At 62.2% G+C, this 13,630-nt stretch carries 13 protein-coding genes; 2 read left to right on the forward strand and 11 right to left on the reverse strand.

All coding sequences use genetic code 11. From position 1 onward, the window contains the following. Nucleotides 1–423: 423 nt before the first annotated feature. From rimK to dinB, 7 genes are all read right to left on the reverse strand, one after another. Nucleotides 424–1,329 carry a 30S ribosomal protein S6--L-glutamate ligase gene (rimK, locus tag ACOQPC_RS11155; RefSeq protein ID WP_420605802.1) on the reverse strand — a complete coding sequence of 302 codons (906 nt, stop codon included), beginning with the start codon at nucleotides 1,327–1,329 and terminating at the stop codon, nucleotides 424–426. Next, the gene (locus ACOQPC_RS11160) at nucleotides 1,326–1,835 is read right to left on the reverse strand and encodes an ATP-dependent zinc protease (protein ID WP_420605803.1); all 510 of its coding nucleotides are present in this window, start codon (nucleotides 1,833–1,835) and stop codon (nucleotides 1,326–1,328) included. Before ACOQPC_RS11160 ends, rimK begins: the two co-directional genes overlap by 4 nt. Then, nucleotides 1,832–3,151 carry an NADP-specific glutamate dehydrogenase gene (gene gdhA / locus ACOQPC_RS11165; RefSeq protein ID WP_420605804.1) on the reverse strand — a complete coding sequence of 440 codons (1,320 nt, stop codon included), beginning with the start codon at nucleotides 3,149–3,151 and terminating at the stop codon, nucleotides 1,832–1,834. The genes ACOQPC_RS11160 and gdhA overlap by 4 nt, the downstream gene beginning before the upstream one ends. A 104-nt stretch (nucleotides 3,152–3,255) precedes the next feature. After that, complete coding sequence (locus ACOQPC_RS11170) at nucleotides 3,256–3,909, reverse strand: SRPBCC family protein (protein WP_420605805.1); 654 nt, start codon at nucleotides 3,907–3,909, stop codon at nucleotides 3,256–3,258. A 124-nt stretch (nucleotides 3,910–4,033) separates the two neighbouring features. Continuing rightward, on the reverse strand, nucleotides 4,034–4,972 hold the full coding sequence (locus ACOQPC_RS11175; protein WP_420605806.1) for a glycosyltransferase family 2 protein: 939 nt from the start codon (nucleotides 4,970–4,972) through the stop codon (nucleotides 4,034–4,036). Between the two features lie 297 nt (nucleotides 4,973–5,269). After that, nucleotides 5,270–6,550 (reverse strand): Y-family DNA polymerase, encoded by a 1,281-nt coding sequence (locus ACOQPC_RS11180; protein WP_420605807.1) that lies wholly within the window; start codon nucleotides 6,548–6,550, stop codon nucleotides 5,270–5,272. 118 nt (nucleotides 6,551–6,668) lie between these two features. Next, a complete protein-coding gene (gene dinB, locus ACOQPC_RS11185) occupies nucleotides 6,669–7,778 on the reverse strand; it encodes a DNA polymerase IV (protein ID WP_420605808.1) in 1,110 nt (369 codons plus the stop codon). Between the two features lie 185 nt (nucleotides 7,779–7,963). Between dinB and ACOQPC_RS11190 the strand changes: the two genes are divergently transcribed. Then, nucleotides 7,964–9,217, forward strand: a complete 1,254-nt coding sequence (locus ACOQPC_RS11190; protein ID WP_420605809.1) for a multidrug effflux MFS transporter — start codon at nucleotides 7,964–7,966, stop codon at nucleotides 9,215–9,217. Between the two features lie 233 nt (nucleotides 9,218–9,450). On the opposite strand, the gene ACOQPC_RS11195 is transcribed toward ACOQPC_RS11190, so the two are convergent. The 4 genes from ACOQPC_RS11195 to ACOQPC_RS11210 form a co-directional block, all read right to left on the reverse strand. Then, nucleotides 9,451–10,869, reverse strand: coding sequence for a sodium-dependent transporter (locus ACOQPC_RS11195; RefSeq protein ID WP_420605810.1), 1,419 nt, complete (start codon nucleotides 10,867–10,869; stop codon nucleotides 9,451–9,453). 271 nt (nucleotides 10,870–11,140) lie between these two features. Further along, the gene (locus tag ACOQPC_RS11200) at nucleotides 11,141–11,518 is read right to left on the reverse strand and encodes a histidine triad nucleotide-binding protein (protein WP_420605811.1); all 378 of its coding nucleotides are present in this window, start codon (nucleotides 11,516–11,518) and stop codon (nucleotides 11,141–11,143) included. Nucleotides 11,519–11,528: 10 nt separating this feature from the next. Then, the gene (locus tag ACOQPC_RS11205) at nucleotides 11,529–11,846 is read right to left on the reverse strand and encodes a phosphoribosyl-ATP diphosphatase (RefSeq protein WP_420608128.1); all 318 of its coding nucleotides are present in this window, start codon (nucleotides 11,844–11,846) and stop codon (nucleotides 11,529–11,531) included. A gap of 32 nt (nucleotides 11,847–11,878) precedes the next feature. Then, nucleotides 11,879–12,397, reverse strand: coding sequence for a MarR family winged helix-turn-helix transcriptional regulator (locus tag ACOQPC_RS11210; RefSeq protein WP_420605812.1), 519 nt, complete (start codon nucleotides 12,395–12,397; stop codon nucleotides 11,879–11,881). 122 nt (nucleotides 12,398–12,519) lie between these two features. On the opposite strand from ACOQPC_RS11210, the gene ACOQPC_RS11215 reads away from it, so the two are divergent. Continuing rightward, on the forward strand, nucleotides 12,520–13,614 hold the full coding sequence (locus tag ACOQPC_RS11215) for a branched-chain amino acid aminotransferase (protein ID WP_420605813.1): 1,095 nt from the start codon (nucleotides 12,520–12,522) through the stop codon (nucleotides 13,612–13,614). Nucleotides 13,615–13,630 lie beyond the last annotated feature (16 nt).

Consider the following 13,630-nt stretch of genomic DNA (forward strand, 5'->3'; position numbering starts at 1 on the left):
GGAAAGCCCGGTTGGGCGCCCTATCTCATCGCGTGAAACCGAACGCACGAAAGCCAGCGGCGCACATGGAGCGCTGCTGGTTCCTTCCATTGTCCGGATGGGGGCGATGTAGGATTGAGTCGGGCGGCTGTCAAGCGGTCGGGCGGAACGAGCGGGTCGGTTTGAATCAATCCCTCTCCCGCCCGCGGGAGAGGAGCGAGACTTAACGAACGCAGTGAGTTTAGTCGCGGCGGTGAGGGTGCCCCGTAAAATACCACTTTGCGAGAACCCGGGTAAGGGGTTGCCCAGCAAAATCGACCCATCGATGGCGCTTCGCGCCACCCACCCTCATCCAACTTCGCCCCGGATTTAATCCGGGGCTGCGTATCCTTCTCCCGCCCGAGCGGGAGAAGATTGTAGATACTCCGCTCTCGGAGGTTAAGCTCAGCCCTGCCCTTTGGTCTTGGTCTTGCCGCTGGCCTTGTGGACTTCCATGAACTCGATGATCTTGTCGGCGATGTCGATGCCGCTGGCATTTTCGATGCCCTCGAGGCCGGGCGAGCTGTTCACTTCCATGATCACCGGGCCGTGGTTGGAGCGGAGGATATCGACGCCCGCCACGTTAAGCCCCATCACCTTGGCCGCGCGTACTGCGGTCGAGCGTTCCTCCGGCGTGATCTTGATCGATCTGGCCGATCCGCCGCGATGCAGGTTCGAGCGGAAATCGCCCTCGGCGCCGGTACGCATCATCGAGGCGACCACCTTGCCTCCGACAATGAAAATGCGGATGTCCGACGATCCGGCCTCCTTGATGAACTCCTGCACAAGGATGTTGACGTTGGCGCCGCGGAACGCCTCGATCACCGATTTGGCCGACTGCTCGGTTTCGCCGAGCACCACGCCGATCCCTTGCGTGCCCTCGAGCAGTTTGATCACCACCGGCGCGCCGCCGACCATCTTCAGCACCTCGTCGGTCTGCTTGGGATCGTGTGCGAAAGCGGTGACCGGCAGACCGAGACCGTGCTTGGCGAAGATCTGCATCGAACGCAGCTTGTCGCGGCTGCGCCCGATGGCGACGCTTTCGTTCAACGGCCACACGCCCATCATCTCGAACTGGCGCAGCACGGCCAGGCCATATTGGGTGATCGAGGCGCCGATGCGCGGGATCACCGCATCGTATCCGACCAGCTTTTCGCCATTATGGCGGGCGCCGGGGCGGTGCGAGACGATGTCCATGGTCACCCGCAGCGTATTGAGAATATCGATCTCGTGGCCGCGTTCCTTCGCCGCCTCGCACAGGCGTTTGTGCGAATAAAGATTGGCATTGCGCGCCAGCATCGCGATCTTCATGCGTCTCTCTCCTCCGGGCGGCCCAGCATCCAGCGCCGCGCGCAGTTGACGCGGAAGCCGCGCGCCAATGCCCGCCGCCCGATCAGAATCGGAAAGGCCATGGCCCGCCTATTGGCGAGAGTCAGGTGCCCGGTCCATGTAAAATCGCCCAGCCGCATGCGGGTCTCGATCACATAGCGCAATTGCACCTCTCCATTGGAGGATTTGATCTTGCGGCGCGCCACCGCGGGGGCGGTGAATTTGCGCGCCGGCTCGTCCTTGTGGACGCGCGTCCAGAACTCGACCAGCAGCCCGTCGTCGGTCTCGATCGGTGCGAGCCGGGTGGCATGGATCGAGGATGTCGCCGCTCCGGTGTCGATCTTGGCACGGATATGATCGAGCCCGAGATCGGGCAACTGGACCAGCTCCGCCCAGCCAATCTCGACAGAATCCGCCATCTTGCCGCGCGGCTCGCGCACGCGCGCCGGCATTTCCCATTCGCGGGCCTTGTCGCGAAGAGCGCTCACATCACGCCATAAGCGAGCATCGCGTCGGCCACCTTTTCGAACCCGGCAATGTTGGCGCCGCGCCGGTAATCGACCGAACCGTCATCGCCCTTACCCGCCTTGCGGCATTTGTGATGGATGTCGGCCATGATCTCGGTGAGCAGATCGTCGAGCTTCGCGCGCTCCCAACTCATGCGCTCGGCGTTCTGGCTCATCTCCAGCCCCGACACCGCGACGCCGCCGGCATTCGCGGCCTTGGCCGGCGCCACCGCCACGCCTTTCTCGCGTAGCACCGCCATCGCATCCGCAGTCGTCGGCATATTCGCGCCTTCTAAGACATGGGTGATGCCATTTCCCGCGAGCGCCTTGGCGGCGTCCGCAGCGAGTTCGTTCTGGGTGGCGCAGGGCATCGCGATATCCGCCTCCAACGCCCACGGTGTCTTCCCTTTGTGAAAGGTAATGCCATCGAACTCGTCGGCGGCCTCGCTGATGCGCCCACGCTTTTCGAACTTCAGTGTCTGGATCCATTCGAGCTGCTTTTCATCCAGCCCTTCCTTGATCTCGATCACCCCGTCGCTGTCCGATAGGCTCAGCACCTTGACCTTGCAGTCGATCAGCTTGCGCGCCGCGTATAGCGCGACATTGCCGCTGCCCGACAGGATCGCGGTTTTGCCCTCGATCTCTTGATCGTCCGATTTCAGCATCTCGCGTAGAAAATAGACCGCGCCGAAGCCGGTCGCCTCGGGCCGCATCTGGCTGCCGCCATAGGCCAATGCCTTGCCGGTCAGCACGCCTTCGAAGCGGCCGGTGATGCGTTTATACTGGCCGAACAGATAGCCGATCTCGCGCGCGCCCACGCCGATGTCGCCTGCGGGCACATCGAGCGATGGCCCGATATGGCGGCATAGCTCGGTCATGAAGCTTTGGCAGAACCGCATCACCTCTGCGTCGCTCTTGCCCTTGGGGTCGAAATCCGATCCGCCCTTGCCTCCGCCGAGCGGCAGGCCAGTAAGCGAATTCTTGAACGTCTGCTCAAACGCCAGGAACTTCAGCACGCTTTCATTCACGCCGGGCGAGAAGCGCAGGCCGCCCTTATACGGACCGATAGCGTTGTTGTTCTGCACCCGCCAGCCGCGCTGTACGCGGACATTATTGTCATCATCCTCCCACACCACGCGGAAACTCACAATCCGGTCTGGTTCGGTCATTCGATGCAGAATCTGCGCATCGTGATAATCGTCGCGGCCCTGCACCCAGTTGTAGATGTCGTTGGCAACTTCGCCGACTGCCTGCACGAACTCGTCCTGGTTTGGATTGCGGTTCTTCACGTCTTGCATGAAGTCTTCGATTTTAGGGCATTTGGAGGAAATGGCAGGCTCTTTTCCAGGCTTCGGTCGCGTTTCGACGTCAACCGGCGCGGGCGCGCTTCGGTTCCAAGGGCTCAGCCTTCGTCGGCATCCGTTTTTTTGATCGCGGATTTTTCCGGCTCGTCCTTTTTAACCGAAGCCTTGGCGCTGGCCTTCTCGACCGGGGCATCCGTCTTTGCATTGCCGTCCAGCAGCTTTGCGAGACGGCTGAGCTGTCGGCCGATCACGGCGTCGACCGCCGAGGCAATCTCCTTGATCGGATAGCGCATATACCCGCCGACGACATATTCGAATGTGATCTGCGTGCCGCCGCCAACCGGCTTCAGCCCGATGCTGAGGGTGCCGCTCACCCCTTCCGCCTGAAGCGGGCCGAGCGCGCCGGTCATGCGCAGCACCTTGGGCGGCTCGACATAAACCACTTGCATATGCTGCACGCTGCCGCTGTTCTCGATCTTGCCACCCTTGGCTTGGCGGATACGCTCGCAAAAGCAACCGCCAGCCTGCATGTCCAGAAAGAAGTTTTCGGGGTTTCCGGTGAAGCTGTATTGGGGATCCCACCAGCGGTTGGGCGCTGCCAGCGCCTCCCATACTGCCTCGGGGGACGCCTTGACCTCAGCCTGGTGCTTTACCGCGAAGCCGACATCGGATTGCGAATCCACGTCCGCCGCTGCAGGGGCAGCTGCGGTGATCGAGGCGGCGGCTAAGGCGAGCACGAAGAGCTGTTTCATAGAAGACCGTGTAGCGCGGATGATGTCCATCGGACAATAGCCGGGCTTACACCCAACGAAAAAGCAGCTTTGAATCAGAGGTCAGGCCAAAAGGGAATTCCGCGGTTGGCAAAAAACTTGAAGCTCAGCGATGAGATACTTTATTCAAATATTTCATCATTATTCTATATGCTTTTGTAAGTTTATAATGTGTAAACGCTACGAAACCGGCAGTTTCAATTGAGTAACGCCGCTCGATGATTATACGAACAGCTGCGCATGCCAGATGTTTAAATGGGTTACCTTGCAGAAGATTGCCGAGATCATTGCTATAACTACTGACTAGCGGTACGCGATCCTTCTTTAGGCCAGCAATCCCAGTCATTCGCAACATGTAATCGTCGCGTTTTTCTAATTGCTCGCGCCGAAAATACAATGGTTCGGCGATACAATTGACCGGGCCGCGAAATGCCAGATGAGAAAGCATGATGTGATCGGCGCCGGCGACGTTCTCCAAATCCATGTCATCCATGAACGAGCGTCTCAGAACATTGTTTATGGCCGTGCATTCGGATAGCCGCGACGCCGACGCGAGATAGCGGCCGATTGCCGTTCTGGGCAGTGCCTCCAGCCGACTTGACGGCGTCGTCATAAACAATTCGTCATTCTCGTCTATCCAGCCGGTATGCGCATAGGAGAGACTTAGACGCCGGTCACCTTGAAGCGCAGCGAGGTGCCGCTCAAGGAAATCTGCAGCGATCATGTCATGGGACCCCATCCACATGAAATATGGGCTTTCGGTCGCCCTTCGCCCAAAATTGAAGTTTCCGATCGCACCGAGGTTGGCCGGATGGCGAAAATAGTGAAAGCGGGCATCCTCTTTCTCTGCGGCACGACCTATTGATTCTGTTTCATCGGTCGAACCGTTGTCTGTTATAAGCACAGCAAAATCTACCCAACTCTGCCGTCTGAGCGAAGCAATAGCCCGACCGATATATTTCCCCTCGTTGTAGGCCGGCAGGACCACAATGAGCAGAGGATGGGTCAAGACGGGCAAGCGATTCTCTATGACGTTATCTCTCATGGCATCATTGCATAATTGCGACTGCATCATGGCCTAAGCTGACGCCAAGCGACTAAGCATAACCGCCATCCGGCATCCGGCAACGCCCATTCATTAAATGCCCTTCAGTCACTTTGGCCTGCGCCGTATCATGTTGCGCAGAGTGATCGCTTGATGCGCAATTTTGTTGATGGCGAAAGCGATTACAAGAACTTTACAAAGAAAAATCGATGCGCCTCTTTTGTATGCGCGAGTCTGCGCTTTGCGGCTTCGATATCCCGAACCGCTCATGACTCATAAGTGGCCATCTCCAAATCCCTAGATTCCACCAAGATCGGCGAATTCATCGGCGCTCGGGACGCGGCTGAAGGCGATCTTGACCCCAAGATAATTAAGATCCAATCCGCTTTGCGATGCAAGCAGGACTTTCTGCATACCGTAGCGGCGGTTGAGGCCATCGATCCCGCGCCAAAGCTGCGCCTCGCGCGCATCGCGCATGTCCAGCGAGGCGGACCGGAACAGATCGGGCTCGGGAGGACGTTCGTCGAGATTGTAGAGATAGATCGACACCAGCTTCAGCGAGAGGCGCTCCATGCCCATTTCCCCCACGCGGGCATGGGCAAAGCGCATCATTTTCGGCCACGCCTCTTCCAGCGCGTCCAGGAAGCACCAGCTGTTCTGCGTAGCGCGAAAATCCATATCCTGACTCAAGCCGCCTTCGGGATGCAATCTGACCGAAACATGCATGCCGCCGGCGTAAAGGCCGTGATGCCGCAGACGGCTCGCCGCTTTGAGGATCAGCGCGCGCGCGACGATCCGCGCGCCCTGCGGCTGGCGGTGCGCGCCCGACAGCACCCTGCTATGGCCGATCATGCGCTTTTCGGCGATTTCCAGTGCGGGCACATCATAGCCCTTGAGCCCGTAAAGAAACCGCTCGCCCGCCACCGATCCCCAGATCGCCCGTGCCTGCTTGGGCTGCAGCGCCCAGAGCGAGAGAAAATCGGTGACGCCCGCCTTTTCCAGGCGTCTCGCAACGCCCTGCCCGATCCCTGCGATCGCGCGAATCGGCAACTCGCGGAGCGCTTCGGGCAGGCTGCTGTGGGGAATGGCGGTCAGCCCGTCCGGTTTCTGCAGATCGCTGGCGAGCTTGGCCAGCAGGCCGCTGGACGCCAACCCGATTGAGCAGCGCAGCATCGGGCCGACATTGTCATATATGCCGCGCTTGATGGCGCGGGCCTTCGCCCTGGCCGCCGCCACGTCCGTCTGGTCGGCCCCCAGGCGGCAGATACATTCGTCGATCGAACAGACCCTGAGCACCGGCAGATGCCGTTCGATTTCCCGCATCAGCTGGTGATGGACGGCCACGTAGCGATCGTGCCGGGCCGGGCGGATCGCGATATCGCGGCACAGGCTGCGCGCCTCGCGCACCGACGTGCCCCGCTTGATCCCGAGCGCCTTGGCCTCGTAGCTGACCGCGATGGCGCCGCTATGCTCGGACGGCAGCGGCGTGACGAGCACCGGGCGCCCGCGCAGCGAGGCGTCGTCATGTTGCTCCACGCTCGCGAAATAAGCGTTAAAATCGATGAACAGATAGCGCATGGCTGCCGGCTCCGGAGCGAAGCCCCGCATCCGGGACAGCGACGAATCGGGCGGAAGCGACATTAGAACATATTAGGAACATTCGCACGGCCGAACAAGCCGGCCGATCGCTCAACCGCTACTCGAACGCGAACGAGGCCTGACGCTGCGCGGGCGGCAAGTCCTGGGAATTTTTCTCGCCTTCCTGTTCGAGCGACCCCAGCGTCAGGCCCAGCAGGCGCACCCCATTTTCCACCGGCATCACGTCTCCGAGCAAGCCGTGACCGATCGCGGAAAATTCTTCGCGATCCGCCACCGCGCGCTCCAGCGACTGCGCGCGCGTGATCTGGCGGAAATCGGCGAACTTCACCTTGAGCGTCACCGTCCGGCCCCGCACCTGCCGCTCGGCGATGCGGTCCCAGACGATTGCGACGATCCCGTCCAGCGCCTCGCGCAGATCGGCCTCGGTCCATTTGTCGTCCGAATAGGTCCGCTCTGCGCCGAGCGACTTGCGCACGCGGCTCGAGCGAACCGGCCGATCGTCGATGCCGCGCGCCATGCGGTACAATCCCTCGCCCCAGCTACCGAAATGGACGCTGAGCCAGGCGACATCCTTTGCGCGCAGGTCCGCGCCGGTCTGGATGCCGAGCCGAGCCATCTTTTCGTTGGTTTTCGGCCCCACGCCGTGAAAGCGTTTGACCGGCAGCGAAGCGACGAAATTCGGTCCCTGATCGGGCAGAATGACGCATAGCCCGTCGGGCTTGTTCTGGTCGCTCGCCAGCTTGGCGATGAACTTGTTGTAGCTGACGCCTGCGCTCGCGGTAAGGCCCGTTTCCTCTTGGATCGCCGCGCGAATCGCCTTGGCGATCCTGATCGCCGAACCGAGACCCAGCTTGTCCTCGGTTACATCCAGATAGGCCTCGTCCAGCGAGAGCGGTTCGATGGCGTCGGTGTAGCGTGAAAAAATCTCGCGTATCTGGCCCGAAACTTCGCGGTAAACGTCGAAGCGCGATTTGACGAAGATCAGATCCGGGCATCGCCGCGCCGCGGTGACCGATGGCATCGCCGAGCGCACCCCGAATACCCGCGCCTCGTAACTCGCCGCCGCGACCACGCCGCGCCGCGAGGAGCCGCCGACCGCCACCGGCTTGCCGCGCAGGTCCGGATGGTCGCGCTGCTCCACGCTCGCGAAAAACGCGTCCATGTCGACATGGATGATCTTTCGGATGGGGAGAGGTTGGTCGGACATTATGGGCGGCACGGATATAGCGTATCGGCAGGGCAATTGCGACGCGGCGGTGCGGGTCTCTTCTGGATGAAACCGCGCCCGTCACCTCTAACGTTCGTGCATGCCGTAAGAATGGCTTCCGCAGCAAGCCGCGATTTGTCCGCTTCGTTATAGCATTGTCCACCCGTTCGACCCATATTGCTGCAATGCAAAACGAAGCCACCCTGTCCCGCAGCGTAAAGGAATTCGCGCTCGGCCCCAAGGAATTCGTCGCGATGATGGCATCGCTGATGGCGATGAACGCGCTCGCGATCGACGCGATGCTGCCGGCACTCGGCCAGATCTCGCGTGATTTCAGACTGTCCGATCCGAATCTGCGGCAGTGGATCATTAGCGCCTATCTGATCGGTACCGGCGCGGGCGCGGTGTTCTACGGCCCATTGAGCGATCGTTTCGGTCGCAAGCCGGTGCTGCTTTCCTCGGTGGCGGTCTATACCGCGCTTTCGCTATTCTCCATCTTCAGCGGCAGCTTTTCCGTGCTGGTCGGCCTGCGGTTGGCGCAGGGTTTTTCCGCGGGCGCTTTCTCGGTGCTGGTCGGCTCGATCGTGCGCGATCGCTATTCGGGCGATGCGATGGCGCAACTGATGAGCTTCGTGTTCATCGTGTTCATGGGCGTCCCGGTGATCGCGCCAAGCCTGGGTTCGGCAATCCTGGCGTTCAGCGAATGGCACATGATCTTCGTGCTGCTCGCGCTGATGGGCGCGGGCGTCGCCTTCTGGGTGTGGAAGCGCCTGCCCGAAACGCTCGACCCCGATCATGTCATCCCGATCCAGGCCTCGGCGATCATCGACGTCTGGGGCAAGGTCATCAGCCACCGCCAGGCGCTGGGCTACATGTTCGGTTCGGGCATCGCCTTTGGCGCGCTGTTCGGATTCATCAACAGCGCTCAGCAGATTTTCTTCGAGGTGTTCGGCGCGGAGGACATCTTCCCCTATGCCTTTGCCAGCGTGGCCGGCGCGATGGCGCTGGCGAGCTTCTTCAACAGCCGCATCGTGATGCGTTTCGGCGCGCGGCGGGTCAGCCACAGCGCGCTGCTCGCCTTCATCGCGCTGGCGGGCATCCACCTGATCTCCGCGTGGGATGGCGAAAGCCTGACCATGTTCCTGATCCTTCACGCGCTGACCATGAGCATGTGCGGCTTCATCGGCGCCAATTTCTCGTCGATCGCGATGGAACCGTTCGGCAACATGGCGGGCGCCGCGTCGAGTTTTCAGAACAGCTGCCGCATGCTTGCGGCCGCGGGGCTCGGCGTGATCATCGGACAAAGCTATGACGGCACGGTGGTGCCGCTGGTCAGCGGGTTCCTGATCTGCGGCAGTTGCTCGCTGCTGCTGCTGCTATGGTCCGAGAAGGGCAAGCTGTTCACGCGGCCGCGCAACGTGCGGCAGGTGCAGCTTTAAAAACCCTCTCCCGCCCGCTGGAGAGGAGCGAGACTTGGAAACTTGTTTCCTAGTCGCAGCGGTGAGGGGGTCCCCGCAAACGCGTTTGCGGGGACCCCGGTGAGGGCGACTGCGCAGAGCGGAGGCACATCGCTGGCGCTGGCGCGCCACCCACCCTCATCCAACTTCGTCTAACCGCTGCGCGATAAGACTGCGTATCCTTCTCCCGCCGGGGCGGGAGAAGGGTTCAAAGGTTACCCCACCAACCCGTAGACCAGGATCGCGCCGACCGCGAGCGGACACAGATAAGCGATCAGGATCCGCCAGGTCATGTGCAGCCCGCCGCTGATGCCGTTCTCGTCATCGGTCAGGCGCTTGTCGGCGATCCAGCCGACGAACAGCGCGACGAGAAACGCCGAGAGCGGCAGCAGGATTTTGCTGGTCAGCGTGTCGGTGATGGCGAAGAAGTTCTGGCCTTCGAAGATGCTGACGTTCAGCGGGTGCCAGTTCTCCAGCACGTTGAACGACAGCGCCGAAACGATCCCGATGGCAAAGGCGAGCCCACCGAGCAGCAATGCCGCCACGCTGCGCGCCATACGCAAACGCTTCATCACCCAGGCGGTCGGCGCTTCCAGCAGCGCGACCGAGCTGGTCAGCGCGGCGAACAGCACCATCACGAAGAACAGGAAACCGATGAGCGATCCTGCCGGCATGGTCTGGAAGCTGGCGGGCAGCGTCTGGAACATCAGCGTCGGACCGCTGTCGGCCGCAAGTCCCGCGGCGAACACGATCGGAAAGATCGCCAGCCCCGCGATGATCGCCACCGCGGTATCGGCCGCCGCGATGATCGTCGAGGTGCCCGCAAGATTGGTCTTGCGATCTGCGTAGGCGCCGTAGGTGATCATCATCGCCGAGCCGAGCGAGAGCGAGAAGAAGGCCTGCCCCAGCGCCGCCAGCATCACGCCGGGTTTCAACAGCCGCGCCGGCTCGAAGGCGAACAGGAAAGAAAAGGCCTCCCCGGCCGCGCCGGTGGCGAGGCTGTAGAGCGTGATCCCGACCAGCAACAGAAAGAACGTCGGCATCAGATAGACCGCGATCTTCTCGATCCCGCCATGCACGCCGCGCGCGACGACAAAGGCGGTCAGCGCCATGAACAGCGCATGCATGCCCAGCATCAGCGGGTTGTTGGCGAACAAGGCGGGCAAATGGTCCTGGATCTGTTCGAGGGTCTGTCCCTGAAACGCGCCGCCGAGCAGCGCACCATTGCCGATGCTCGTGAAAACATCGCTCGCGAACAGCCCGATATAATAGAGCACCCAGCCCGCGATCACGCTGTAGAATGTCAGGATCAGGAACGCCCCCAGCATGCCGATACCGGCCAGCGCCGACCAGGCCGTGGACGCCCCGCTATCCCGCGCGACGATTTTGGTGCTTTCGATCGCGTCGGCCTTGCCGTGCCGCCCGATCAGCGTCTCGGACAGGAGGACCGGCAGACCGATCAGCAATATGCAAAGGATGTAGAAGATCACGAACGCGCCGCCGCCATTGGTCCCGGCCTCGGACGGAAACCGCCACAAATTGCCGAGTCCGACCGCCGATCCCGTCGCCGCCAGAATGAACCCCCAACGCGACGACCATCCCTCGGTCGCCTGCGTACCGGCTGCGTGTGCCATCGAACTATCCCCTCGCATGCTTTGTTCTGATTTGCCGCGCTTATATGCGGTGCAGTGCAAAAGACAAATCGTGGGGGGCATAGGAAACCTTCTCCCGCCCGGGCGGGAGAAGGATATGCAGCCTTACCGCGCAGCGGTTAGGCGAAGTTGGATGAGGGTGGGTGGCGAAGCCATCGATCGGTCGGCGCTGCTGGGCGCCCTCTCCGCTGCGACTACATTCGCTATGCTCATGAAGTCTCGCTCCTCTCCCGTGAACGGGAGAGGGTTGGAATCAGCGCGCCAGCATCGGCCCGAGCTTCTGGCCCGCGAACACATGCACATGGAGATGCCCGACCTCCTGATGCGCATCCTGCCCGACATTGGCGAGCAGACGATAGCCCGGTGCCACCAGCTCCAAATTGCGCGCAACCGTCCCTACCGCGCGCACGAACCCCGCGATCATCGCGTCATCGGCGTGCACGGAGAAATCGTCCCAACTGACATAAGCGCCCTTGGGAATCACCAGCACATGGATGGGCGCCTGCGGGTTGATATCGCGGAACGCCAGTGCATGCTCATCCTCATAGACCTTCTCGCACGGGATTTCGCCGCGCAGGATTTTGGCGAAGATGTTGCTCTCGTCATAGGCTTGGGTCGCATCGACGCTCATGCTTGGCTCCTCAATCCGGTCGCGTGCTTTTTTCGTCGAGGCCCGACAGCCCCTCGCGCCGCGTCAGTTCGGTCTCGACCTCCTCGAACCGCACGCCGCAATCGGCCAGCAGCATCAGATGGTGAAAGATCAGATCGGCCGACTCGGCGATCACGTCTTCGCGGCTTTCGGAAACCGCCGCGATCACCGTCTCGACCGCTTCCTCGCCCAGCTTCTGAGCGATCTTGGCGCGTCCCTTGCCGCGCAGCCGCGCGACATAACTCGCCTCCGGGTCGCCCTTGCGGCGTTCGGCGATAACCCGTTCGAGGCGGTATAATATTGCGCTCATTTCCGCCGAGTGGCCCTCGCAAGGCGTCCGCGTCAAGTGCGATTCCCCCCGGAGCGGGCCAGACCCGCCACCATCCGCCGGTCGGCGGAATCGAGTAGCCCCTGAAGCACCTGCCAAAAGCCGGTGACGGCCTCCTGCCCCGCATCGCCGTAAGCCGCGGCCATCCGCGCGCGCATCGCATCGAACAATTCGTTCTCCACCACCTGGCCGGAGTCCGTCAGCGACAACAGCCTCTGACGGCGGTCATTACGTCCGGACCGCGCCTCGACCAACCCCCGCTCGATCAAATCGCCGAGCACGCGGCCGAGCGACTGCTTGGTCACGCCGAGATAGCCGAGCAGCGTCTTGACGCTGAGCCCCGGATCGCGCGCGATGAAATACAGACAGCGCGCATGGGCACGTCCGAACTTCGCCTCGGCCAAAGCGCGATCGCCCGCTTCGGCGATCGCGGCGCTCGCGAAATGCATCAGCTCCAAGCCGCGCCGAACCTCCTCCTCGCGCAGAAACATCGGCGATGCCGGCGGAAAATGGCTAGCGGTTCGGTCGACCATGAGACGCGCCTTGCTGAGGGTCCGGACGTCAATGATGACGGTTGTGACGAAGCGAGGCAAGCCGCCCGCGGCCCCGCATCGACTGGTGGCAATGCATGGCTGCCCACGCTAAAGCCGCATTCATGACAAGCCACATGAACTTCCCCGTCGAAACCCATCCCCAACCCGTCTCCGCCAGCGAGCGCGAGAAGCTGCTCGAAGACCCCGGCTTCGGCAAATTGTTCACCGATCATATGGTGACCCTGCGCTGGAGCGAGAACGAAGGCTGGCACGACGGCAAGGTGAGCGCGCGCCGCCCGATCGAGATGGACCCGGCGACGGCCGTGCTGCACTATGCACAGGAAATCTTCGAAGGCATGAAGGCCTATCGGCTGGGTGACGGCAGCGCCGCCCTGTTCCGGCCGGATCGCAACGCCGCGCGCTTCCGTGCCTCGTCCCGGCGCCTGGCGATGCCCGAGCTGCCCGACGAGCTGTTCATCGAGGCGATCGAGACGCTGGTCGACACCGATTCGAACTGGATCCCGCCGGGCGACGGCGCCGCCTTGTATCTGCGCCCGTTCATGTTCGCCAGCGAGGTGTTCCTCGGCGTGCGCCCGGCCAAGGAATATCTGTTCATCGTCATCGCCAGCTCGGTCGGTGCCTATTTCAAGGGCGGCGCCGCGCCGATCTCGCTGTGGGTTTCGTTCGATTACAACCGCGCGGGCCCCGGCGGCACGGGCGCGGCCAAATGCGGCGGAAATTACGCGTCCAGCCTGCTGCCGCATGGCGAGGCGCTGTCGAAGGGCTGCGACCAGGTTTGTTTTCTCGACGCGGCCGAGCATGTATGGATCGAGGAACTGGGCGGCATGAACCTGTTCTTCGTGATGGACGACGGCAGCCTGGTAACCCCGCCGCTGACCGACACGATCCTGGCCGGCATCACCCGCGATTCGCTGATCCAGCTGGCGCGCGATGCGGGCCATGCGGTGCGCGAGGAGCGTTATTCGTTCGAGCAGTGGAAGGTCGACGCGCAAAGCGGGCGATGCGCCGAGACCTTTGCTTGCGGCACTGCCGCGGTGGTGACCCCGGTCGGCACGGTGAAATCGGATCATGGCGCGTTCACCCTCGGCGACGGCGAGACCGCCGGTCCGGTCACCGCCAAACTCCACGCCGCGCTCGAGGCGATCCAGCGCGGCGAGAGCAACGACTCGCATGGCTGGGTGAAGCGGCTCGGCTGATCGATCGCCGAACCCC

The sequence above is a fragment of the Novosphingopyxis sp. genome (assembly GCF_965218915.1).
Taxonomy (GTDB): domain Bacteria; phylum Pseudomonadota; class Alphaproteobacteria; order Sphingomonadales; family Sphingomonadaceae; genus Novosphingopyxis.